Here is a 23,718-nt window from a genome sequence, read left to right as displayed (position 1 = left end):
TAAAAGCAAGGGAGACGCCCGTTGGGACTTCTGGAAACCATCCGTGATCCGCGGGACCTCAGCAAGCTCACCACGGAGCAGCTGGAGCGTTTGTCTGCGGAAATCCGGTCCTTCCTGATCAGTAATGTTGCCCAAACCGGCGGCCATCTTGGCCCTAACCTGGGCGTTGTTGAGCTGACCGTGGGAATCCACCGGGTCTTTGACTCGCCCCGGGACAGCATCGTTTTCGACACCGGCCACCAGTCCTATGTGCACAAGATCCTCACCGGGCGCCAGGATTTCTCGACCCTTCGCCAGCAGGGCGGGATGTCTGGCTACCCTTCAAGGGCCGAGTCCGTGCATGACATTGTGGAATCCTCCCACGCTTCCTCGTCACTGTCCTGGGCTGACGGCATCTCCCGCGCCCGGCAGCTCACCGGCGAAGGCGACCGCTACACCGTGGTGATGGTGGGCGACGGCGCCCTGACCGGCGGCATGGCCTGGGAAGCCCTGAACAATATCGCTGCGGACCAGCGGCGCCGGGTCGTGATCGTGGTCAACGACAACGGACGCTCCTACGCACCCACCATTGGCGGCCTGGCCGACTACCTCGCGTCCCTGCGCCCCACACTGGACGCCGTGCGCACCCACCGCGCGTACGAGAACACGCTCGGATGGTGGAAGCAGCGGCTCCAGCACGGCGGCCCGGTTGGCAGGTTCACGTATCACAGCCTGCATGCAGCCAAGCGCGGCATTAAGGACTGGTGGGCGCCGCAGGGTTTGTTTGAAGACCTGGGCATGAAGTACATCGGTCCGATAGACGGACACGACATGGCGGCCGTGGAACGTGCCCTCGTCAAAGCCCGCAACTACGACGGTCCCGTGATTGTTCACGCGATGACGGAAAAGGGCCGCGGTTATGCGCCCGCCCGTGCCAACGTGGCAGACCAGTTCCACGCCGTGGGCATCATCGACCCGGAAACCGGTAAGCCGGTCGAGCCGGGCAGCAAGCAGTCCTGGACATCGGTCTTCGCGACGGAGATCGCCGACATTGCCGATGAGCGCGAAGACATTGTGGGCATCACCGGTGCCATGCTGATTCCGGTTGGCCTGCACCGGTTCGCTGAGAAGCATCCCGAGCGGGTGTTCGACGTCGGCATCGCCGAGCAGCACGCCCTCACCTCTGCGGCGGGCATGGCTTTCGGCGGGCTGCACCCCGTCGTCGCGCTTTACGCAACCTTCCTGAACCGGGCCTTCGACCAGCTGCTCATGGATGTGGCCCTGCATAAGGCCGGCGTAACCATTGTGCTGGACCGCGCCGGAGTCACCGGCCCCGACGGCGCCAGCCATCACGGCATGTGGGACATGTCGATGCTGCAGATCGTGCCGGGCCTGCACCTGGCGGCCCCGCGTGATGCCACCCGGCTGAAGGAAGAACTGCGCGAGGCTGTCGCCATCAATGATGCCCCCAGCGTGGTCCGGTTCTCCAAGGGAACGGTTGGCCCCGACGTGGATGCGCTGGAACGCACCACCGACGGCGTGGACGTGCTGGCCCGCCGTCCCACGGGTGAAAAGTCCAATGACGTCCTGATTGTCAGCGTCGGCGCCATGGCCGAAATGGCCCTGCAGGTGGCCGGCCGCCTCGGTGACCAGGGCATCAGCTCCACTGTGGTGGATCCGCGCTGGGTCCTGCCCGTGCCGCGGTCGATTATCCGCATGGCGGCCGAACACCGGATCGTTATTGTGATCGAGGACGGCGTGCGCGCCGGCGGTGTCGGGTCGCGGATCCGGCAGGAAATGCGGGCCGCCGGTGTGGACACCGCCCTGAACGAGGTTGGTCTTCCAGTGGAATTCCTGGACCACGGCACCCGCGGGGAGGTCCTGGAGCGCGTCGGGCTGACTGCCCGGCAGGTGGCCAACGACGTCGTCGCGCAGGTTCTGGGGACAAAGGTCCCGTTCGCCCGCCCGCTTCCCGGGCAGGAAATGCCCACCGGCCAGATTCCGAAAATCCAGTAGGCGCCGCGGATAACCGCTAGCGGCAGCTGCAACCGCAAGGGGTGGACCATGACACAGCAACAACCGGACATAGCTGTCACCGGTGCCACCGGTGCTCTGGGCGGCGCGGTCGCGCGGCTGCTGGCAGAGGCCGGCGTTCCACAGCGGCTGCTGGCCCGCCACACTGCCCGGCTGCCGGAGCTGCCCGGAACGCCGTCGTACGCGATTACCTACTCGGACCGGGGGCACTCCACCCGTGCCCTGGAAGGCGTGCAGACGCTCTTCATGGTGTCGGCGGCGGAGAGCCGGTACCGGCGCCAGGACCACCGCACCTTCGTGGATGCCGCCGTCGACGCCGGGGTGCGCCATATCGTTTACACCTCCTTCATGGGGGCAGCACCGGATGCAGTGTTCACGCTCGCCCGTGACCACGCGGACACAGAGGAATACATCAGGGCCAGCGGCATGCAGTACACCTTCCTGCGAAATTGCCTCTATCAGGACGTGCTGCCGTCGCTCGTTGGCCGCGACGCTGTGCTGAGGGGCCCGGCGGGGACCGGCCGGCTGGCAGCAGTGGCGCGGGCTGATGTGGCCCGGACGGCGGCCCGTATTCTCACAGAACCGCTGCCGCACGCCGGTGCGGCCTACACGCTCACCGGGCCGCAGGCCCTCACCTTCGAAGAGATCGCTGAAATCCTGACGCGGGTGACGGGCTCGCATGTGACCTACCACAATGAGACAGTGGAAGAGGCCCTGGAATCACGGCAGGTCAGCGGCGTAGAGCAGTGGCAGATCGAGGCGTGGGTGAGCACGTACACGGCCATTGCGGAGGGTGAGATGGGTGAGGTCAGCGCAGACGTACAGCAGTTGACCGGCACCGCTCCGATGGGGCTCGAAGAATACCTGATGCAGCGCTGAGCGCTCCAGCGCGGCTACTGGCCATGACTATTTGGGGCGCAGCGGGTATCGGATTCCGCTGTTCTTCTCTAGTGTCAAACCATGGCTGAGCAGAACCTTGACCACGTCCTTCTGTTTCTCGACGAGTGCACCCTGGCCGGGCTTGATGAGAGCGAATCGGTGCCGGCCGCGGACCTGTACGGCATGTACATGATTTGGTGCGAGAACGGCGGCCGGGAACCTGCCCCGGTTCACCATTTCTACGGAGCCGTCCGCGAGGCGGGTCTTTCGGAAGTGACCCGTCACTCCGAACGCGCCTACGAGGGCGTGCTGCCGACGGGGCCGATCCCCGTCCAATACATCATGGAGACGGACAAGGCCCCCGGTCCCAACACCAATCCGTTTCCGTTTAGCGGTTAAGCTTTACGGCGCTGCGGGGCATGCCGGGGCGCTGAGGTTCGGTAGCGTGGGCTCCATGACTTCTTACAACAGACTCGGAAATTCCGGCCTCACCGTTTCCACTGTGGGACTGGGCTGCAACAACCTCGGGCGACCCGGAACACCCACCGAAGTTCAGGAGGGAACCGACGCCGTCGTTAACGCGGCCATTGACGCGGGAATCACCCTCTTCGACGTCGCCGACAGTTACGGCGCTGTTCCGGGGCTCAGCGAGGAAATGCTCGGCAAGGCGCTGGGGAACCGGCGCGGGGACGTAGTGCTGGCCACCAAGTTCGGCATGGACATGAAGGGCGTAAACGGCCGAGACTTTGATGCCCGCGGTTCGCGCCGGTACATCGTTAAGGCTGCGGAAGCTTCGCTGCGCCGTCTGGGCACGGACTGGATTGACCTCTACCAGTTCCATACACCGGATCCGCTCACGCCGATCGAGGAGACCCTCGCGGCATTGGATGACCTGGTCACCAGCGGCAAGGTGCGCTACATCGGCCACTCCAACCGTGCCGGCTGGGAGATTGCCGAAGCTGAATTCACTGCACTGATGGGCGGCTACACCCCGTTCATCTCGGCGCAGAACCACTACAACCTGCTGGACCGGCGCGCAGAGCTTGAGGTTGTTCCCGCAGCGGAAGCCTACGGGTTGGGCATTCTGCCGTACTTCCCGCTCGCCAACGGATTGCTGACGGGCAAGTACACTTCCGGCTCGGCTCCGGAAGGCAGCCGGCTGACGCACTCCCGGCAGAATCTGCTGGACAATGTGGATCTGGGTCAGCTGGCCGAGTTCGGTTCGTTTGCCGCCGAGCGTGGCCTGACCGAGGTGCAGGTGGCGTTCTCCTGGCTCGCCGCGCAGCCGTCAGTGGCTTCCGTCATTGCCGGTGCCACCAAGGTTGAGCAGGTGCAGCAGAACGCCGAGGCCGTTTCCTGGGAGCCGTCGGAGAAGGATCTGGAGGAACTGGACCGGATCTTCCCGCGGACGCCGAAGGTTGCGCTCTTCTAGGGTCTTCGACGGACGGATGCCCCCGACCGTCAGTCGGGGGCATCCGGATGAGTCCGTTTACTGCACCGGGATGGTCCCGGCGTAGTCGGTGCTGTAGCCGGCTACCGGCTGGTGCGGGATTTCCTCCCATCGATCCGGGTCTTCCTGCTGAACCTCGCCGGTCGCGAGGCCGAGCAGCAGCTCCTTCATGGCAAGCACGTTCTGTTTGATGTTCTTTCCGCGTGCTTTCTGGCCCAAGCTGCCCTCGGAAGTGTTGCCGGAGGTTTCAAAGAAAATCACCGGGTTGGAGTGTCCGTCAGGGTTCATGCCCTGGTAGTCCAAGCCGAGCATCATGGCGGAGACAACGCCGCCCTTAATGTCGATTTCCAGCCCGTTGCCCACCTGGTACCGGTCCATGTTGATGTAGCCGTACCCGGAGAGCTTGTCATACACGTGCACAAGCATCTGACGTGTCATGACGTCGTATGCGCCATCCTTGATGCCCGGAAGGGTAGGTCCTCCGGGGGCAAGCGAGATCCCGAGGGAAAGGCTGACGTCCTCACCGGTGTCCCACTGTTTCTTGAGTCCCTGGTGATGGATATCGATGCCGTAGGACGGCTTGACGTCCGTCCAGTATTCGTAGAAGGCAAGGGACTCATTGGCAACAAAGCCCGTAGGTGTCCAGTCCCTGTTGAGGTCGATCCGCTGCTGGCGTCCGCTCGAATCCAGCTCAGGCACGTTGCCGGTCTGGTCCCAGAGTACCGTCTGCCGGATATTCGCCTCCGATCCGTCGGGGTTGTACATGGGAATGAAATGGAAGGTGAATTTCTCCCGCAGAAGTTTGTAGTCCGGGGAGCCGTTCGTGCCAAGGTCCTTGAGGAGGGTAAGGATCGAGTCAGTGCCGTACGGTTCATTGCCGTGGATCCGGCCCTGGATCCAGATATCTTCCGGGCCTTCGCCCACAGTGGCAACCCACAGGTCACGGCCCTGTTCGGATTTGTTGACTTCTGTACCGGCTTCGGCGAGCGTAAAGGCATCAACGTTGAACCGGCTGGTCTTTTCCAGTTTCTGCAGCTCTTTGACTACGTCGTTGTACGTCAGGATGCTGGAGATATTCGTATTTCCGTTGGGCGAAGGGAAATTGGCATCCGCCATGACCGGCGCTGCGCCGCTGAAGGGGATGACCACCGCGAGGGCAACCGCCGCGGCTATGCCGCGGTAGTTGCGCGGAGCACTTGTTTTTCGGCGTGCGCCGCTATGGGAGTCTTGTGTCATTGGTCGTCCTCCAATGTGTAAATGGCGAAATCCGGGCACCGTGTGCTCGGGTTTGGGGAATCGGAAGTTTATGGAACCGCCGATATCCAGAAGCTAGCTTGGGCAAAGGGGAAGAATCCAGACGCATAAGAATGCTAAAGACGGAATTAACGGCACACTGAGAATTCCGCTCCTTTCGTCTTGTCGCAATGCAGATATTGTTACAAGAAGTCAAGCCGGAAAGATTCTGTGGGCGGTGGGGGCTAAAGCGTAGAAATGAGTCCAGCTGGCACCTTTCGTTTTCCGCATTGTTGGCTTAGTTGCAAGATATCGATGGAAGCAGCAGTGTGCAGCAGTAGAGGAGCAGACAGTGTCCCCCGGCCTCGAGGAGCCGGACGGATAGCTTTTCCAGGAACTAATCGGTGGGGGTGCTGTATTCTGCTCGGCAAAAGCGGTGACGCATGAGGAGGCGAGCATGGGGAAAGTCTCTCTTGACCTGTTCATGACACTGGACGGCGTGTACCAGGGGCCCGGCGGCGCGCATGAGGACACTTCGGGCGGCTTCACTCTCGGCGGGTGGCAGGCAGGCTACGTGGACACCGAGTCAGGCAGTGCAATCATGGCCGGCATCGACCAGATGGATGCACTGCTGCTTGGCCGCAGGACCTACGAAATTTTCGCCGGTTACTGGCCGCAGCTGGGAACCTCCAATCCGATCGCCGAGAAGTTCAACTCCATGGACAAGTACGTCGTGTCCCGGACGCTGGAGGATCCCCATTGGCAGGGGACTGCGGTCCTTGGGGAAGTTGAAGGGGCGTCCGGGCTCAGGGACCGGTATCAGGACATTCATGTTGTGGGCAGCGGCGCCCTAGCGGGATCGCTGCTCGCTGCCGGGATCCTGGATCGGCTCAACCTCTTCGTGTACCCGCTGACACTGGGGACCGGCAAGCGAATCTTCGCCGACGGCGCCGGTATTCCGGCCGCGTTCAACCTGGCCGGCGAGCCGCAGGCTTTTCCCGCCGGCGTGCTTCGCCTGGTTTACGAGAGACGCGGCATGCCTGTAACGGGACTCGACGCGGGAAGCCGCGCCTAGCGGGGAAGAAAGGGGAGGCACAGGAACTGCATGCAACACCTCTCGGTCCGCTGGCAGCAATTACGGGGTCTCCTCCGTGCCGCGGATGAAGGACGCGGCCCCTGGACCGGCCAATTCGTGGGGGAGCACGGGACGTCCGGACACTGCAAGCAGCAACACGATGGCCGGACCCCGCACCTCCGGGCCGGACCCATGACGAAACCCTTCGTCCGTTGCCACCAGCCGCCAGCCTTTGGCGCGTTCCTTGCCGCCTCCGGTTTTGATGCTCGTTTTCAGTTGGTACTTCAGCGCAGTGACAACATGGGCAGGGGGATACGTTCGGTGAATCCCCACGGGGCGCCGGATATCCTCGCCGTGGATAAACGCTTCAACCAGTCGAGTGGCGAGGGGAACCGGCGGTCCGGTTTTTCTGGCTTGGACTGACTTCAACCTGTCCAATGTGCGGACGGGGTCTTCCGCACGTTCCCGGGCGACACCCAGGGCGTTGGCGCGGTCAAAATCGAAGCGGGCAGCGATGAGGCTGCCGACAAAGCCTAATCGGTTGGTTTTCGCCGTATCGACAAGATGAGCAAGCACGTCGTGCACACTCCAGTCCGGGCAGAGGGACGGAGTCTGCCACCGTGAGGGCTGCAACTGCTCCAGATCAGAAATCAAAGCGCGGCGTTCCTCGTGCACCACAGGCCAGATGCGGGAACCTGCCCCTGATGATGTCCTGAAGGGAAGAGCTTTCACCATGGTCAGGACTCTAACCCGAACCCATGCCGTTTGGCGGACCAGTCTTCAAACCGGATTGTGCCGGACGGTGCTCAGCTGTGCTCCCCGCTGGTGTCGAAGCCCAGGGGCAGCAGCTCGCGGGCAGCGATGCACACCGGTCCCGCCGCCGTTGGCATAATCACCTCGATGCCCGGATAGTAGTCGGCGAGGATCTGCCGGTCCCGGCCGCACGGACTTTTGACTCCCCGTCCGTGATTACCCACCGCAACAATGTGGGTCAGGTCGGTTGCGCCGGCAGCCCTTGGCGCCCCGAGTGCAACGAGTTCGGCGCACGGACCACCGGTGAAATGGTAGAGGTTGACTCCAGCGAACATGCGGCCGTCGGCGGACCGGACCGCTGCGCCCATGGTGTGAATGCCGTCTTCGCCTGGGCCTGCGTCGGTAGCTTCATCAATAGTCATGCGGGCCAGCTCAATAAGTGCCTGTTCGATGACCGGAAGGGCGCCGGGTCTTTGGTTTGGGTTTTCATTCACGGGCCCATGCTAGCCGCTGGCTGCAGCAGCAGCGCGCCAGTAAACACGGCCAGCGTGTACGCTCAACTGATGTCTCTTGGCCGCGGATTCAGTGTTCTTTGGAGCGCCAACGCTGCATCGAACCTTGCAGACGGGCTGGCGTTTGTTTCCATGCCGCTGCTGGCGGCATCCCTGACGGATGACCCGCGGTGGGTGGCCGGTCTTGCAACGGTTTACGCCCTGGTGCGCCTGCTCGTGGCGCTGCCCATTGGCGTCTGGGTTGACCGAGCGGATCGGCCCACGCTTCTCGCGTTCGCCAATATTCTGCGCGGCTGCACTGTCCTGGCGTTCGCACTGTGCCTCCAGTTCGGAGCAGGCAGCCTGCTTCTGCTGTACATAGTGTTTGCGCTCATCGGAACTCTGGAAAGCGCCGCCGACAACGCCTCAATGTCACTCGTTCCCGCCCTCGTTCGTGACCGAGACCTGGACCGGGCAAACGGCCGCATCTCAGCAACCCAGATTATTGCCGACGAATTCGCCGGCCCGCCGCTCGGGGGACTTCTCTTCGCTCTCGCGGCGGCGGTTCCGATCTTCGCCATGGGCGGGCTCTGGACAGCAGCCGGTTTTCTGGCCCTGGCGCTGCCCAAGCGGCTCACGGGTGCAGCCATCGCAGGGGTCACCGAGCCGAAGTCCGGACGCGCAACGCTGTGGGCAGAGGCAGCAGCCGGTGCCCGCTGGTTGGGCGGAAACCGCGTGGTCGGCGCCTTGGCGCTCATCGGTGCACTGGCTAGCGTGGGCTATATGCTGCCCTTCTCGATTCTGGTGCTCTTCGCGCAGCAGCAACTCGACGTCGATTCCGCCGGGTATGGCGTCATCCTCGCGGCCTCCGCCCTCGGCGGGTTGGCCGGATCCTTTGCAGCACCCCGGATCCGTTCAAAGATCGGATACCGGTGGACTATCGCCGCCAGTCTCCTAACGGGTGCTGTCTCCCTTCTCGCCCTGTCGGCCACCGACAACGGCGTGGTGGCGGCACTCCTGCTGGCGGCCTACATCCTTCATGCCGTCATCTGGGGAATCTGCGCAACATCGCTTCGCCAGCGCCTGGTGCCGGATGAACTTCGGGGCCGGGTCAATGCGGCTTCACGCGTGTTGGCGCTCCTCGGCCTCGCTCTCGGATCCGCGCTTGGCGGCGTGCTCGCCGTCGTGCACATCGCACTGCCGGTGTTGGCCGGCGGTCTGGTGTTCCTGGTGTGCGCCGTCGCCGCCGTCTTCCTGTTCCGGCCAACGGACCCGCGCAACCGCAAACCGACCCGTGCCAGAGCAGTAACGCGTTGACCCAGGCTCCCGTCTCGCTGTGGGCTGACGGTGCGATGACATACGTTGGGCGTCCTCCCGTCGGGACCGGGTCCCCCCCACGGGCAGATGAAGACTTGTTAATCTGCGTTTCATAGTGGCCTCATAAACGGTTGGCACTATGAAGGCATGCAAACCACGCGACGAGTATGCCTGTTGGGAGCGATGCTGCTGGTGCCCGTGCTCCTGGCGGTGGCCGGAGGCTTGCTTTCAGCGCCTGCCGGGCCGCCGAAGGTGGACACGAGCCCGGTGCAGTTGGGCCCGGGACCCGACGGCACTCCGGCTCTCGGCCTGGAGCCCCGGGAAAGTCCGGCGCCCAGCCACCCGCCCGCCAACCCGGATCCGCCTCCACCGGCGGTTGAGACCCCGCCGGCAGTCCCCGTCCCGGCCCCTGCGCCTCCCGCAGCTCCCATCCCGGTGCTTCCCCCGGTGGTCATTGATGACGACGACGATGATGACGGAGCGCCGGATGACGACGCCGTCGACGGAGAGCCGGACGACGAATGACCATGATCAAAGCGGATCAGGTCCGCGCTTCCATTCCGGCTCCTCCTGAACGGCGTCCCCTGGGCAGCTGTGCCGAGCCGCGGGCCGGCTCCAGGGTTCCCGCCCGCTGGCGGATCGCCGGCTGGATTCTCCTGATCACGGCCCTGACCCTGCTGGCGGTCCTGCTGACCATGAAATCGTTGCTCCTGAACGGCACCCGTGCGCAGGTTCACCAGGACATCACCCAGGAGTTGCAGGAATTCCGTGCCTTCGCCGCCGAAGGCGTCGACCCCACCACCGCCGCTCCATTCACCTCCATCGAAAAAATGCTGGAAGTCTTCCTCAGCCGACAGGCGGCAGCCCGGGGTGAAGTCATCGTGGGGAGCATCGGACAACGAGTTCTGTATACGCCGGTTGGGGCGGCGCTTAGCTCGCCCACCGGCGGCCACAACCTCCCCGAAGATGAAAAGCTGATGGACGGCATCCGCTCCGGCAATGCTGCTTCGGGCATAGCCCAAACCAGTGCGGGGGAGATGCAATGGGCCCGGCTCCCGGTCGTCTCCGGGAGCGAGACCGGCCACCTGATCGTCGGCGTCTACATGGCACCGCGGGAGGAAGAGGTCGCCGACACCGTCCTGACCATCTTCTTCGTGTCACTGGGCGGGTTGGTGGTGACCGCGGCCATGGCGTGGCTCGTCGCCGGACAGATCCTCTCGCCCGTCCGTGAAGTACGCCGGGTCGCTGAGGACATTTCGGAAACCGACCTCACGGCGAGAGTGCCGGTGCGCGGAAACGACGACATTTCCGCCCTGGCGGTGACCTTCAATACCATGCTGGACCGGCTGGAATCGGCCTACCTGACGCAGCGTGCGTTCGTGGATGACGCCTCACATGAGCTCCGCACTCCCATCACCGTGATCCGTGGCCATTTGGAACTGATGGAGGACAACGAAGCGGACCGAGGCCGGACCCTGGCCCTGGTTGACAGTGAGCTGGCGAGAATGGGCCGGATCGTTTCGGACCTTTTGCTGCTGGCCAAGGTGGACCGCCCCGGTTTTGCCCAGCCGCGGGCAACTGACACTGCGGCACTGCTGCTGGATATTGAAGCCAAGGCTCAAATTCTGGGTGCAAGGGGCTGGCCGATCCTGGAGATTGCCGAGGGGCGGATCACTGTGGATGCGCAGCGCATCACCCAGGCGGTGCTGCAGCTTGCCACCAATGCCTGCCAGTATTCACCTGAGGGAAGCACCGTCAGCCTAGGTTCGCGGTTCGAGGGAGAAGGGTCCGGACGGCGGTTCACCATATGGGTATCGGACCAGGGACTCGGGGTGGACGAGCAGGAAGCATCCCGAATTTTTGGCAGGTTCCACCGCGGTCAGGCAGCGAACGGAACGGCGGGGGCACGGCCGGGGGCCGGTCTTGGCCTGGCCATCGTGCGCGGCATCGCTGAAGCCCACAACGGCACGGTCTGGGTCCGCAGCAGACCCGGGTACGGCGCAACCTTCGGCATGACAGTTCCCTCCCCGGAACCTCCCTGTGACCTGATCGAATCCAGCGCAGACAGCGCACAGCGTCACGACGGCGCTGCCGAGGGCCCGACCAACCACGCAAAGGAAAAGAACCGATGAGCAGGGTTTTGATCGCTGAGGACGACCGGCGGATAGCAGATTTCATTGAAAAGGGTTTGCGGGCGGCAAACTACACCTGCATCACCGTGGACGATGGTGCCAGCGCGCTCCTGCTGGCACGGTCGGGCGGGTTCGGCATGATCATCCTGGACATCGGTCTCCCCACACTGAGCGGATTCGAAGTGCTGGAACGGCTCCGCAGCGAGGGGTCCAAAACTCCGGTCATCGTCCTGACGGCGAGCGATTCGGTGGCTGACACGGTGTACGGGCTGGAGAGCGGCGCCAACGATTACATGACCAAACCGTTCCAGTTCGCGGAGCTGCTGGCCCGGGTCCGTCTGCGCCTTCATGACGACACCGATGCCGCGCCGGTATCAACACTCACCCACGGGGACATGGTGCTCGACATGCGGAGCAGGCGGGTGCGCGTCGGGGAGTGCACCGCAGACCTGACGGCCCGCGAGTTCTCCCTGCTGGATGTCTTCCTGCGCCATCCCGGACAGGTCCTGAGCCGGGAACAGCTGATCTCGCACGCATGGGATATGGACTTCGATCCGGCGTCGAACGTGGTGGATGTCTACGTGCGCGCATTGCGGGCCAAGATCGGGGCAGGCCGGCTGGAAACTGTCCGCGGCGCGGGATACCGGCTGACATGAGCGAAATCTACTACAGCACCGCAGACCATGACGCGGACCGTCGTCCGGCGGCCGCCGCCACCGGCAGGCGTTTCCCTGGCACTCTTAGGCTTGCCGGCACCGTTGCCCTCCTACTCGCACTCGGCTTGATGGCTGCCCTGGTGGTCAACGCAGTCAACGGCTGGGGGCTGGGCGGATCGGCGGCCGTCACGCTGTGCATCTTCATCGCGGCGGTATGGTTCTGGATTTTCTCGCCGGTGGAGGATACCTATGTGGCTCTGGGTGCCGCCGTCGCGCTGGTGATCAGCGGGGTGCTGCCTTCGGAGAGCCTTTTTGCCGCGCTGGGGGAGGACACGGTCTGGCTGCTCATGGCAGCCTTCGTTATCGCCAGCGCTGTGGCATCCACGGGTTTGGCCGGCAGGGGCGCGGCGTTCATAATTTCCGGCGCCCGATCAGTGCGCCAACTGGCCCATTTGTCCTGCCTGGGCCTGATCGTGACGGCCTTTGCCATTCCTGCCACATCGGGGCGGGCGGCCCTGGTCCTTCCGATCTTCCTCACGCTGCGGCGCGTGCTGCAGGACCGGCCGACCGTGGTGAAGATGCTGGCGGTGCTGTTTCCTACGGTCATCCTGCTGTCCGCCGTCAGCTCGTTCCTGGGCGCGGGCGCGCACCTGATCACCAGCCAGATTCTGCAAGCAGCCGGCTATCCCGGTTTTGGCTTCGCCTCCTGGCTGCTGCTTGGGCTGCCTCTGGCCTTGGCCGCATCTTTCCTTGCCACGGAACTGGTCCTCAGGCTCTTCACGGACCGGAGTGACCGTGCAGAACCGCTGCGCATCAATACCGCCCGGTTGCAGGAGGACAACCCGCAGCGCATCAGCGGACCTCTGGCACTTGCCGAGCAGCGTTGCCTGCTGCTGCTCTGCACCGTCGTTGCACTGTGGTGCACCGAATCGATTCACGGACTGGACCCGGCCCTGGTGGCGCTCATCGGGGCGCTGGTGGTCTGCCTGCCGGCCTACGGGGCAACCGATCTCGGAACGGCGCTCAAGACAGTGCCCTGGTCGATGCTGATCTTCATGGCGGCCACCCTGGCCCTGGGATCCAGCCTGGTGTCGACGGGCGCGGCAGACTGGCTGGCGTCCTTGATCCTCGGGCCGGTTTCCTTCTTCGGTGCGGCCAAACCTTATGTCTTCGTCGTGGTTGTTGTCGTGGCTTCAACAGCTGCCCATCTGGTCATTCAGTCTCGCTCGGCGCGCTCCGCCGTCCTCATCCCGGTCATTGTGGCGTCTGCTGGTGCGATGGGGGTGGAACCCATGGCGGCAGCCTTCGCGTCCACGGCGGCTGCAGGTTTCTGCCACACCTTGACCAGCTCGGCCAAACCCGTCGCGATCTTCGCCGAGACCGGCGGGCACGTGAACTACGTCCCTGCCGATCTGCTCCGGCTTTCCGTCTGGTTGGCACCGCTCAGTGCCGGGCTTGTGCTGCTGTTCAGCCTTGCGGTATGGCCCCTGCTGGGCCTGCCGATCATCTCCTTACCGTAACCCCCAAGAAAAGGTGTCCTCATGGTCATGACCATTCCGCAGCGAATTCTGGTTGCTCCCTCAGGTTTCAAGGAAAGCCTCGACGCTGTGCAGGTCGCCGGCGCCATTTCCGCAGGAATCAGGCGCGTCATTCCCGGCGTCAGCATCAATGCGGTCCCCATGGCCGACGGCGGTGAAGGGACAGCGGCGGCCCTTGCCAGTGCGACGGCGGGAAAGATCGTCCGCACCAGGGTCACCGGTCCGGTGGGCCGGATGGTGGATTCGCACTTCGCCATCCTGGGCAAGGCTCGCCAGCCCACCGCCGTCGTCGAGATGGCAGCTGCAGCCGGCCTGCGGCTGGTGCCCGCCAGCAGGCGCGATCCCGGGATGACTACCTCCCGCGGCGTCGGGGAACTAATGGTCGCCGCACTGGACCAGGGCGTGGAGCGCATAGTGGTGGGCTGCGGCGATTCGGGAACTTCGGACGGAGGAGCGGGCGCCTTGCGGGCCCTTGGCGTCAAAATTCTCGACAAGCACGGCAACGATGTGCCCGACGGCGGTGCTGCGCTGGCGCAGGCGGCGAGCCTCGACTTCTCCGGGCTGGACCCCCGGATCTCCGGGTGCCGGCTGGAACTGGCGGTGAATCCCTACAACGTCCTGTGCGGTCCGCAGGGGGTGGCGAGGGTCTTTGGCCCGCAAAAGGGTGCGACGCCGGACCAAGTGGAGGAGCTCTCCGGCGGCCTGGACCATTGGGCGAAGCTGCTGGCGGATGCCACCGGCACGCCCGAGGATTATCTGCGGTCCGGGCCCGGCACCGGCGCTTCGGGCGGACTCGGCACCGGGCTCGCCGCGGTGGGAGGCGTGCTGGTGCCGAGATTTGAGCTGCTGCTGGACTCCGGCCTGGCCGGGATCGACCTGGATGCAGGCATCGCCAATGCTGATCTGGTGGTCACGGCGGAGGGCGCCATCGATTTCCAGACCCCCCGCGGAAAGGTGCCGGCGGAGGTTGCCCGGCGTGCTCAGCTCGCTGGTGTGCCCGTGCTGGCTTTCGCCGGGTCCATCGGCAAGGACGCCTCGGCCGTCCATGCCGCCGGGATCGACGCCATTGCAGGCATTATTCCCATTCCGATGGAGCTCAAACGTGCTGTCGCAGAGGGTGCCATCCTCCTCGAGGAAGCAACGGAGCGCACCTTCCGGGTCCTGCTTTTGGGATCGGCCATATCCTCAAGAATTGCTGCTGCGGCGGCCTAATCCGTCGCGGTCCAGCCACGGTGGGGCTGGGTGGCAGCGCGGCCGTGACTTTGATGCCAAAGCTCGCGCCGGTGAACGCCGGTGAACGGGGCATCGAGAGACTGCGATCGCTCCGCCGTTCCGGTCGCCGGGCGGTCAGGAGGGTTTGTTGTCTTTTCCGTCCAGCCACAGGGCGTCGGATTCATCCCGGTGGGAGCCTGTAGTCCCCACGTGCTTGGCGTCAATGTCGGGACCCTTTTTGATAATGTGCACCACAGCCATGCCATGACCTCGGCCGAGACCGTAGTCCGTTTTGAGCCATTCGAGGATCTCGCCGGCTTTCACTTCCGGGGCGTCAAGACCTTTGTCTTTTGCGAGCTGAAGAAGCTGGCGGGGCGTAAGGCCGGTTTTGTCTTCAACGGCGTCGAGGTAGGCCTGGAATGACATGGCGTGTCCTTCGTTTCTGGTTGTCGCGGCAGGAAACGTTCAGGAGGGTCACATGCTGACGCTAGTGACGCATACAGAGGGGGGTCAAGGCCGTTTGGAGTGTGGCGATGACGCGCGCACAGGTCGGGTGCGCGGCTGGAACCGGACTTAGCACCAAGCGCCGGACGGACCGGGTTAAGCGGCTTTAATAATCCCTGCGAGCTCTGCGAGCTGGGGATTTTCATTGCCGCCGTTCCGGTCCGCCCGGCGCGCACCAAGGCCCGATATCAGCGAGACAGGAGCGGACGCCCAACGTTGCCCTGTTCTAGTTCCGCATACCCGTCACCGGTGACTGTGGCGGAAGGACAGCGGGCAACGCCGAGCATCGATAGGATCCGGTGATCGGAATAACGACGACACTCTGGCGAGCGAGCACCAGACCGGGAGAGGATGCACCTAGGTTCCCGGACAAGGCGGACAAGGCTGCACTCAGGGATGCTTGGTGGGAGAAAGTATGAAGAAGCAGTTCTGCCTGGTCGCTGCGTCATGCCTAGCTGTCACGGGATGCGTGATATTTCCGGGGTCGGCCCCGAAGGCAGAAGTCCCGCAGGTACGGCCCGTGGACGGAGGAATCGACTACTACGAGCAATTCGGTAACTCGCTGCCCTCCTCGCCGGCTTACTTTCCGGTGGGGGTTTGGATGGAAAGCGTGATCGAGCCGGGCGATGTTGTTGTTGATCAGAACATTGGGCTGAACACCTACGCAGGGTTGACCTCAAATTCCGATATCAAACAAGTGATAGACGAAGGATCCTACGCCATCACGGGGTGGCCCGCTCCGGAAGCCGCAGGGTACATGCTTGCCGACGAGGTGGACATGTGGGCGGGACCAGGTTCTGCATCGTGGAGCGGACAATACCCAGGGGAGGGCGACGTCTGCGACCCTCCGGCCGCGCAGTGCGGGTTCACGGTCCAGAAGGAGCTACTCGACGCGGCCCCTCCCGGAGCCTTGCTGTACACGAACTACGGCAAAGGAGTTACCTTCTGGGAGTCGGACGCTGAGGCACGCCGATTCGTCAATGACTTTCAAGACGTGGTGTCTGCGGATAACTACTGGTTCACAGATCCCTTCATCTGTGGCCCGAGCGAGGGCGGTGCCGCTCTCAATGGTGGTGCCGAGCTTCCAGCTCAGGACTGTCGTCTAGCCAAGAACTACGGCTGGACAGTCGAACGGGTAAGAGCCCTGGTAGATCCTCGTGGTAGCAAGCCCGTCTGGGCGCTGATCGAAGTGGGCCACCCCTTCCAGGAAAGTCGTGGCGGCTTCATCGAGGGGCCCCAGATCAGGGCCGCGGTCTGGAGCAGCCTGATCCATGGGGCGCGTGGGATCGTATATTTCAACCATAGTTTTGGTGGCGACTGTGTGTCGCAGCACGTCCTCCGAGAGAGCTGCGGGGATATGGTCCGCCCCTGGGTGGAGGCTGTGAATCGGCAGATTAAGGACCTGGCTCCGGTACTCAACGCTCCTTTCGTTGATGACTTCGTTTCAAGTAGTCAAGGCGTGGACGTGGCGGCGAAACTGCACGACGGCGGCCTGTATCTTATGGCGGGCTCGACGATCAGTGGCCCGCAGAGGGTTGAGATGAAATTGGCGTGCGGTGAGGCTCAGACTGCGGTCGTCATTGGAGAGGGCCGAAGCGTTCCCATCTCCAACAACACCTTTCATGATGATTTCGCGGACGCCAATGCTGTGCATCTCTACCAACTAGTCGGAGGGGATGCCTGCGGCCTTACTGGGGGGTCTTGACGAAGGACAAAGGGTCCTAGCCAGAGATCACCATGGAAGCTACATTTAGTCCCGTACCAGGGGTGTGACACAATCGGGCCGATTCTGGGGGTCTGTCTCTGTTCCGAGGGGCACAGAAATGCAAAAAGTGATATTGGGCGGCGTTCGAGTTGACTTGTTGGACATCGACGATGTTGTTCGACAGATCGCCTCCACAGCGGAGGGCGACGCCGTGGTGTCGAACACCGGTCCGTTGGCCGTCATCTCGGCGAACTTGGATCACATCGCGCACTTCGGCACCGACGGGCGCTGGTTTGACACTCTCGGCGACCGCCTCTGCACTGATGACTCCGGCAACGCACAGTGGCTGACATTATTGGACGGAGCCCCGCTGGTCGCCGAAGCAAACCGGCTGACTGGCCGTTCGTGGCCTCGGCTCGCGGGCAGCGATTTGATCGGGCCGCTCCTCGATGAGGCTGAAGCTCGAGGGACGGTCGTTGGGTTCCTGGGCGGGACACGTCTGATTCAGCGGCTCCTCTCCAGAAATCTCACACGAACCAGGCCTGCTTTGATTGTCGGAGGGCTGTGGTCGCCTGATCGTTCAGCTCTTACCGATCCCGAGATGTGCCGTGATCTCGCGGAATCTATCAAAGCTGCGCAGGTGCAACTATTGGTTGTCGGTTTAGGTAAACCCCGGCAGGAATTATGGATCGCCGAGTACGGCCCGCTAACAGGTGCGAATGTTCTCCTCGCTTTCGGGGCAGTTGTGGACTTTCTCGCAGGAAGTATCGGACGTGCCCCTCACTGGGCTAGTGCCAGAGGTTTGGAGTGGGTCTGGCGGCTGGCACTGGAACCGCGCCGATTGGCCCGGAGGTACTTGATTGACGATCCTCCCAGCTACTTCCATATGCGCCGGAATAGCTCGCTTTCCTCCGCCGCGGATGGATCGATTCAACGCGAAGGTCATCGTGAAACCATTCATTTCAGTGACGAGGGGACTCCGGATGGTTCGTTCGTTGCTAGAGGAGATCCGGCAGACGTTGTGGTCTGCATTGTGACGTACAACAGCAGTGCGTTGTTGGACCCTCTTGTCGCCGGTCTGCGAGGTGAAGCCCGGAACCTTCGGCTCCGCGTCGTGGTCGCGGAGAATGATTCGTCGGATGGAACACTTGAAGCGCTTTCGAAGTACCCCGATATTATAGTTGTTCCGACTGGCGGAAATCTGGGCTATGCAGCGGGCATCAACGCCGCCCGGCGCTTTGCCGACCGTGACGAAGCGATTCTCGTGCTAAATCCAGACGTAAGAGTTGAACCCGGCGCAATCAGAAGCATGTACCGACGATTGGTTCGAAGCGGTGCGGGCATCGTCGTTCCTCAACTACTGGAAAGTGACGGATCCGTTTATCCGTCGCTCCGTCGTGAGCCGACCATTCTCAATGCTCTCGGAGATGCGATTCTTGGTCGCCGCTTACCGAATCGACCGTGGTGGTTATCCGGCACGGATTATGACCCTGAAAGCTATCGGCATCCGCACCGTTTCCAGTGGGCCACCGGGGCTGCGCTGCTTGTCCGCGCCGATCTCGCCGAACAGCTCGGTGACTGGGATGAGCAGTACTTCCTCTACTCGGAAGAAGTTGATTATTTCCGGAGAGCACGGGCAGCAGGTGCTGGCCTCTGGTTCGAGCCAACAGCCAGGATGACGCATTGGCGCGGCGGCTCCGGGGTCTCACCCGAGTTGAATGCACTCATGGCGGTCAACCGCATCCGGTACGCCCGGAAGTATCACTCGAAACCCTATGCGTCCGGCTACCACGCGGTGGTGGTGCTCTCTGAAGCTCTGCGTTGGGCGAAATCCGACCGCCGAGGCGTTCTGCGGACCGTCCTCGATGAATGTACCTGGGATGCGCTTCCCGGACCGACAGCTTCTGCCAATGCCGCACAGGTCCTCGAGCGCTTTCCCCGTGGCGCGGTCATCATCCCCGCTCATAATGAAGCGGCCGTCATCGGGCGGACGCTGGCACCTTTGGCGTCCCTGGCAGCTTCCGGGCGCATCGAACTCATCGTTGCCTGTAATGGATGCACGGATTCGACGGCTGATACCGCGGCAGACTTTGACGGCATCACGGTTATCGAGGTGGAGGAGGCTTCCAAGACCGCAGCTTTGAACACCGCGGATGCCCACGCATCCTTATGGCCGAGGGTGTATCTCGATGCGGACATCACAATCTCCCCTGCAGCACTGGGTATGATGCTCGACAGACTCGAACGCGGAGACGTACTAGCAGCCCGGCCTGCGTTCCGTTACAACTCCTCGGGCGCCTCATTCATGGTCCGGTCCTACTACCGTGCACGCCGCAGGCTGCCGTCGACGAAACAAGCCCTGTGGGGCGCCGGCGTTTACGGGCTGACCGAAGCTGGCCATGCCCGTTTTGGTCAATTCCCGTCAGTCACCGCTGATGACCTTCTCGTCGAAAGGGCCCTCGCCGGAGTACAGAAGGTGATTGTTAATACCCCCCCGGTGAGCGTGCAGACTCCACGAACTCCGGAATCGCTAATGAGTATCTTGACCAGGAACTACCGGGGAAACGCCGAACTGGATAGTAACGGTCCTGGTGAGGTGGTGAGAAAGGCTCACACCCGTCAGACTCTGCGTGAGCTATTAGCTTCCATTCGCGGGCCAGCCACCGCTTTTGATGCCATTGTGTATGCCTACTTCACACTCCGCGCGCGCAGCAAAGCATCACAGCGCCCTGTGCGGGGGGAGGCGGAGGCATGGGAACGGGACGAGAGCAGCAGGCACCAGTAGCAGAGGGCGCGCCTCAGCCGTCTGAAGATTCCTACCGGCCGGTTCCGCTCCTTGTACGGGTTCTAGCGTTCAGCACGTTTTTCTTTCCTTCGAGTATGGTGCTGGCGCCTCTCGGCGCGGTCGGCACCGTACCCATGATCCTCGCCGCCCTCCTGCTGTTGGTATGGTTTGCGTCGGCGCTTTTCGGGCTGCACGATCCAATTGGAGTGCGTCACCCTGCCCAGATCGGCCCAATCGTCTTTCTCCTTGCAACTTGTCTTTCCTATGTTGCGTTGTATTCGGGGTGGACGGGTCCGAGCACTGTGGCCGCGCGTGCGTCAGCTGATCGGTGGCTGATCCTCATACTGGTGAGTACAGCTATCGCCCTCGTCGTTGCCGAGACGGTCAGAACCATCGGGCACGCACTGGTTCTGGTACGTGCCCTGCTGGGGGGCGCCTACATCTGCAGCGCGGTCGCCCTCGTGCAGTTCCAATTCGGGACCAATCCGGTGGAGTGGCTGCAGCAGGTGATGCCTGGCTTCACGTACAACGGCGGCGACACGACATTCCAGCAGCGCGGCGCCCTTGTGAGGGTGGCGGGAACCACTTTCTCGCCGATCGAGTTGGCCGTGGTGTGTTCGATGCTCCTGCCGTTGTCCATCTGGCGCGGCGTCGTCGACCCGAGAGGACAGAAGTGGTTGCACTGGTTGGGGACAGCACTTCTGGTGTTCGCCCTGGCTCTGACGGTGTCACGGTCGGGCATTCTCGGGTTCGTGGTTGCGATGGTGGTTTTCCTGCCCTTCCTCCCTGGGGCTGCCCGGCAATGGGCTCTGGTCGCGGTTCCTGCTGGACTGGCAATTCTATTTCTGAGCGTTCCTGGGCTCATGGGCACCTTTGCTGGGGCACTAGCCGCTGGTGGGGAGGACCCATCCATCAGCACCCGAACCAACAACTGGCCGCGGGTGGTGGGCTTCTTTGAGGATCGCCCGTGGTTGGGGAAGGGTCCTGGGAACTACCTACCGGAAAATGCTCTGCACATCCTCGACAATCAGTACTTGAATACCCTTGTGACGATGGGGGTCGTCGGTCTGCTGGGACTGTGCTGCTATTTTCTCTTTAGCTGCATTTCCGCCGTGATGGCGGCCCAGTTAGCACGAAGTTCTTCACTGAGATCCTTGGCTGGTGCAGTGGCAGCCGGCGCTGCGGTAGCAACCGTCTGTTCCTTCACCTTCGACTCCATGTCCTTTCCTGTTTTCGCCTTGACCTTCCCTATGTTCGTGGGACTGTCTGGCGCGGTTTGGCTCATGGTCGCTGAGCAAAAAATATCCGAGACCGGAGGGCACTGATGGATTTATTGGCGGTAGCCAGGGTACTTTGGCGTTTCAAGCTGTTGGTTCTTCCGGTGATGCTGCTGACTTTCAGCGCCGCAGTCTTTGTCTACCAGTTCGGCCCGCGCTCCTTCGAGTCCACGCTGAGCTATGCCATCGTGAATCCAGCCGCGCCTGTGAGTTCCGAAATCGTAGACGCTCCGGCCGCTCAGGGCTTGAACAACGATAATCCCTACCTGCGGTCGTCAGATCCGAACCTGGTGACAAGCGTCCTGATTACCCGGATGCGGGCTGCTCCCGTCGCTCAAGCGTTGGAGGCTTCGGGGTTGAGCACCGAGTACACGGTGGCCCCGGGTATTGGTAATTTCATCGTGGATATCACTGGAGAGGGGGCCAGCGCTGAGGAGTCAGTGAGAACCACCACTACGTTGGGGAGACTGCTCGAGGATGAGCTCTACGCAATGCAAACAATCAACGGAGCGGATAGTCGTTTCTTGTATACGGCACTGGCCGTGGCGCCTCCCGAGCAGGCTACTGAACGCTTCTCCAGTAGGTTGCGGGCTGTCATTGTGGTTCTACTCGGGGGTTCGGTGCTTCTACTTAGTGCTGTGTCACTTGGACGCGGATTGGAGATCGGGGGCCAACGACGCAAAGCTACTCATGGAGCCAGGCGGGCACAGTCCGGGGAGGTCAGTCGGCGGAAGTCCCGTAGTACAAAGGACCAAAGGACGCCGGCGGTGTCGGCGCAACTGATGGAATCTAGGAGTAATTACTGAATTCCTTTAGTGCCTGTCTGCGGTCCTTCAATGAGGTGCCGGACTTAGCCGATATCATGACCGCAACATCTGCTGCTCGGACGCCGGATAACAGTTGGCCCAATGTGAACCTGTCCAACGGCACTTCGTCGTAGTGGTTCACACATAGCATGTCGGATGTTGTCTCCCGTCCTGCAAGTCCTAGTACCTCCTCCACGTAGACCCCGTACAGGACCATCTCCGAAAAATGCAACTCACCACCCACCGCGGTTGCCCACGGGCGACCCGTCGCGGCTTCTATGCGTTCCAGCATCGCTCGCACAACACTTGGTTGCCATGCGCAGGGCGAGCAGATGTAATCAGGCAAAGGCCCAGGTTCAGCAGGCGGTAATCCAAGGAGGCGTCTCGCCACTTGATGCCACAGGCGGTGGCGGGGCAACGACTCGTCGACCCCGTCTTCTTTGCGGTACAGCACAACTTCGCCTGAGGGGGCGTAGGTGCGTGTGTCGACTGGGCGGATGAAAACGATGTCTGAATCGACGAGCAGCACGATATCAACATCAAGGGAGGCCGCCGCTGAGAGCTTGACGATCTGTTGTGCAATCCAACCTCTGATCGGCGGGTACGGCTTCCGCACATTGAGCCAGATGTTCGCCGGGGGGATCGATAGCATGAGCCGCGGCAGGAAGGAACCGGCTGCATGAAGCGGGGTGCGTTCGCCGGCGAGGGTATCGAAGAGGCCCAGATCATGCCGAGGAACGATGATGTGGTGGGTGACGTCGGCCTCCATAAACCTGAGGACAGACCGGTTCAGGTCCTCACATATCTCGCGATCCGGAGCGTAGCTTGGTGTTACCACCGCAAGGGTTATCGTCCCCTGTCGGTCCGGAAGGTTCGCTGCGTTCATGCTTTGATGCATCTTGTTCCTCTCTCAATTCAGGGTGGCCAGTAGCTCGTCCGCCCTGTGTTCCCAGGTGTGGCTGGAGGCGAACTTCCGGCGGCGCGCGTTAAGGGCCTCGTCATCTTTTTCCTCGAGCGCAGCCGTGACGAGATGTGCGAAGAGCGTGGGGTCGCTGCTGACGCGAATGAGATCCGATGCAAGCCATCGAACGGATGGTAGGTCCGTGGATACGACAGCGACACCGGCGGCAAGGTACTCGAGTGTTTTGAGAGGGAAACTGGCACGGTTAAAAGCCGTATCAGCATAGGGAGTGAGTCCAACACCAAGCCGTGCGAGTTCCGCAGGCACCTTCGAAGCCGGGATTGCGTCGAACCAGCTGACGTTGGGTGACCTGAGAAAGGCAGTCATTCTCGATTGGTAGCCGCGGGTCGCCTCGACTCGCGGTCCTATCACCCGGATATCCACTCCGGTCGAACGTACGGCCTCGAGCACGTTCAAATCGAGCCTTTCATTGAGCTGCCCGACGACGCCAACGACCGGTTCATGGCGGATCTCCGGTCGTGCTGGGGAGAGCGGTGCGGGACACCCGTTGGGTAGGACGCGCGGGGAAGGAGTCGTCAACTTCAGCTCGCTGCTGAGTCCGTCGAGTTGCATAGAGAGAAAAGGCGAGACGGTCATGACGACATCGGCGGCCTTGAGGTTGCTGACCAGCACAGTGTGGACCGCGGCTTTAGAGAACCCAAGCTGCTCCGAGCCTCCTAGCCAGTCATCAGTGACATAAAGGATTTTGGTACCGGCGAGGTCCTTCGGAAATGACGCCAATGGAAAGGACACAAGGACACCAATCGCCTCCACCTTGATTTCGCTCACCGCATCCAGCACCGCTCGCTCAAGGATCGCTGCTGTGAGAACCCGAATCCCAGGCCTGGTTACGCCCGGTGGGGCAATCACACGCACTCGTGTGACGCCGGCGGCCACCTCTGTTATTCGCGGTGTTGGGGTGCGACGTCCT

The 23,718-nt window shown here is 62.6% G+C and carries 20 protein-coding genes; 14 read left to right on the top strand and 6 right to left on the bottom strand.

Annotated elements, in window-relative coordinates; genetic code table 11:
* Positions 1-21: 21 nt before the first annotated feature.
* The 4 genes from dxs (at position 22) to CXR00_RS11530 (ending at position 4,324) form a co-directional block, all read left to right on the top strand.
* Positions 22-1,995, top strand: coding sequence for a 1-deoxy-D-xylulose-5-phosphate synthase (dxs, locus tag CXR00_RS11545; RefSeq protein ID WP_104054611.1), 1,974 nt, complete (start codon positions 22-24; stop codon positions 1,993-1,995).
* A 48-nt stretch (positions 1,996-2,043) separates the two neighbouring features.
* Complete coding sequence (locus CXR00_RS11540; protein ID WP_104054610.1) at positions 2,044-2,892, top strand: SDR family oxidoreductase; 849 nt, start codon at positions 2,044-2,046, stop codon at positions 2,890-2,892.
* 81 nt (positions 2,893-2,973) lie between these two features.
* Positions 2,974-3,291, top strand: a complete 318-nt coding sequence (locus tag CXR00_RS11535; RefSeq protein ID WP_104054609.1) for a primase-like DNA-binding domain-containing protein — start codon at positions 2,974-2,976, stop codon at positions 3,289-3,291.
* Between the two features lie 55 nt (positions 3,292-3,346).
* Positions 3,347-4,324: an aldo/keto reductase gene (locus CXR00_RS11530; protein ID WP_104054608.1), complete on the top strand. Its 978-nt coding sequence runs from the start codon at positions 3,347-3,349 to the stop codon at positions 4,322-4,324.
* A gap of 57 nt (positions 4,325-4,381) precedes the next feature.
* On the opposite strand, the gene CXR00_RS11525 is transcribed toward CXR00_RS11530, so the two are convergent.
* The gene (locus tag CXR00_RS11525) at positions 4,382-5,578 is read right to left on the bottom strand and encodes a M14 family zinc carboxypeptidase (RefSeq protein WP_104054607.1); all 1,197 of its coding nucleotides are present in this window, start codon (positions 5,576-5,578) and stop codon (positions 4,382-4,384) included.
* A gap of 454 nt (positions 5,579-6,032) precedes the next feature.
* Here CXR00_RS11525 and CXR00_RS11520 point away from each other — a divergent pair, with 454 nt between their 5' ends.
* On the top strand, positions 6,033-6,650 hold the full coding sequence (locus tag CXR00_RS11520) for a dihydrofolate reductase family protein (protein WP_104054606.1): 618 nt from the start codon (positions 6,033-6,035) through the stop codon (positions 6,648-6,650).
* Positions 6,651-6,710: 60 nt separating this feature from the next.
* On the opposite strand, the gene CXR00_RS11515 is transcribed toward CXR00_RS11520, so the two are convergent.
* A complete protein-coding gene (locus CXR00_RS11515) occupies positions 6,711-7,385 on the bottom strand; it encodes a maleylpyruvate isomerase family mycothiol-dependent enzyme (protein ID WP_104054605.1) in 675 nt (224 codons plus the stop codon).
* A gap of 71 nt (positions 7,386-7,456) precedes the next feature.
* Positions 7,457-7,897 carry a cytidine deaminase gene (locus CXR00_RS11510; RefSeq protein ID WP_104054604.1) on the bottom strand — a complete coding sequence of 147 codons (441 nt, stop codon included), beginning with the start codon at positions 7,895-7,897 and terminating at the stop codon, positions 7,457-7,459.
* Between the two features lie 69 nt (positions 7,898-7,966).
* Between CXR00_RS11510 and CXR00_RS11505 the strand changes: the two genes are divergently transcribed.
* The 6 genes from CXR00_RS11505 (at position 7,967) to CXR00_RS11480 (ending at position 14,749) form a co-directional block, all read left to right on the top strand.
* A complete protein-coding gene (locus CXR00_RS11505) occupies positions 7,967-9,211 on the top strand; it encodes an MFS transporter (protein ID WP_104054603.1) in 1,245 nt (414 codons plus the stop codon).
* A 147-nt stretch (positions 9,212-9,358) separates the two neighbouring features.
* Positions 9,359-9,736, top strand: coding sequence for a hypothetical protein (locus tag CXR00_RS11500; protein ID WP_146067208.1), 378 nt, complete (start codon positions 9,359-9,361; stop codon positions 9,734-9,736).
* Positions 9,733-11,343 carry a HAMP domain-containing sensor histidine kinase gene (locus CXR00_RS11495; RefSeq protein WP_219816002.1) on the top strand — a complete coding sequence of 537 codons (1,611 nt, stop codon included), beginning with the start codon at positions 9,733-9,735 and terminating at the stop codon, positions 11,341-11,343. The genes CXR00_RS11500 and CXR00_RS11495 overlap by 4 nt, the downstream gene beginning before the upstream one ends.
* A complete protein-coding gene (locus CXR00_RS11490; RefSeq protein ID WP_104054601.1) occupies positions 11,340-11,999 on the top strand; it encodes a response regulator transcription factor in 660 nt (219 codons plus the stop codon). Before CXR00_RS11495 ends, CXR00_RS11490 begins: the two co-directional genes overlap by 4 nt.
* Positions 11,996-13,519, top strand: coding sequence for an SLC13 family permease (locus tag CXR00_RS11485; protein WP_258060395.1), 1,524 nt, complete (start codon positions 11,996-11,998; stop codon positions 13,517-13,519). Before CXR00_RS11490 ends, CXR00_RS11485 begins: the two co-directional genes overlap by 4 nt.
* A gap of 21 nt (positions 13,520-13,540) precedes the next feature.
* The gene (locus tag CXR00_RS11480; protein WP_104054600.1) at positions 13,541-14,749 is read left to right on the top strand and encodes a glycerate kinase; all 1,209 of its coding nucleotides are present in this window, start codon (positions 13,541-13,543) and stop codon (positions 14,747-14,749) included.
* A 135-nt stretch (positions 14,750-14,884) separates the two neighbouring features.
* On the opposite strand, the gene CXR00_RS11475 is transcribed toward CXR00_RS11480, so the two are convergent.
* Positions 14,885-15,175 (bottom strand): DUF4287 domain-containing protein, encoded by a 291-nt coding sequence (locus tag CXR00_RS11475; RefSeq protein ID WP_104054599.1) that lies wholly within the window; start codon positions 15,173-15,175, stop codon positions 14,885-14,887.
* Between the two features lie 598 nt (positions 15,176-15,773).
* On the opposite strand from CXR00_RS11475, the gene CXR00_RS11470 reads away from it, so the two are divergent.
* The 3 genes from CXR00_RS11470 to CXR00_RS11460 all read left to right on the top strand — a co-directional run bounded on the left by CXR00_RS11470 (position 15,774) and on the right by CXR00_RS11460 (position 21,068).
* Positions 15,774-16,958 (top strand): hypothetical protein, encoded by a 1,185-nt coding sequence (locus tag CXR00_RS11470; RefSeq protein ID WP_146068488.1) that lies wholly within the window; start codon positions 15,774-15,776, stop codon positions 16,956-16,958.
* 157 nt (positions 16,959-17,115) lie between these two features.
* Positions 17,116-19,743 carry a WecB/TagA/CpsF family glycosyltransferase gene (locus CXR00_RS11465; RefSeq protein WP_181032536.1) on the top strand — a complete coding sequence of 876 codons (2,628 nt, stop codon included), beginning with the start codon at positions 17,116-17,118 and terminating at the stop codon, positions 19,741-19,743.
* A 95-nt stretch (positions 19,744-19,838) separates the two neighbouring features.
* Entirely contained in the window at positions 19,839-21,068 is a 1,230-nt protein-coding gene (locus CXR00_RS11460; RefSeq protein WP_237685133.1) for an O-antigen ligase, read from the top strand.
* 741 nt (positions 21,069-21,809) lie between these two features.
* Here the strand turns inward: CXR00_RS11460 and CXR00_RS11450 are convergent.
* Together CXR00_RS11450 and CXR00_RS11445 are read right to left on the bottom strand one after the other, a co-directional pair.
* Positions 21,810-22,712, bottom strand: a complete 903-nt coding sequence (locus CXR00_RS11450) for a DUF6492 family protein (protein WP_219816001.1) — start codon at positions 22,710-22,712, stop codon at positions 21,810-21,812.
* A gap of 24 nt (positions 22,713-22,736) precedes the next feature.
* Positions 22,737-23,576 (bottom strand): glycosyltransferase, encoded by an 840-nt coding sequence (locus CXR00_RS11445; protein ID WP_181032535.1) that lies wholly within the window; start codon positions 23,574-23,576, stop codon positions 22,737-22,739.
* Positions 23,577-23,718 lie beyond the last annotated feature (142 nt).

Source organism: Arthrobacter sp. 9E16 (assembly GCF_002929435.1).
Classification (GTDB): domain Bacteria; phylum Actinomycetota; class Actinomycetes; order Actinomycetales; family Micrococcaceae; genus Arthrobacter_B; species Arthrobacter_B sunyaminii.
This window is presented reverse-complemented; position numbering and strand designations above follow the sequence as displayed.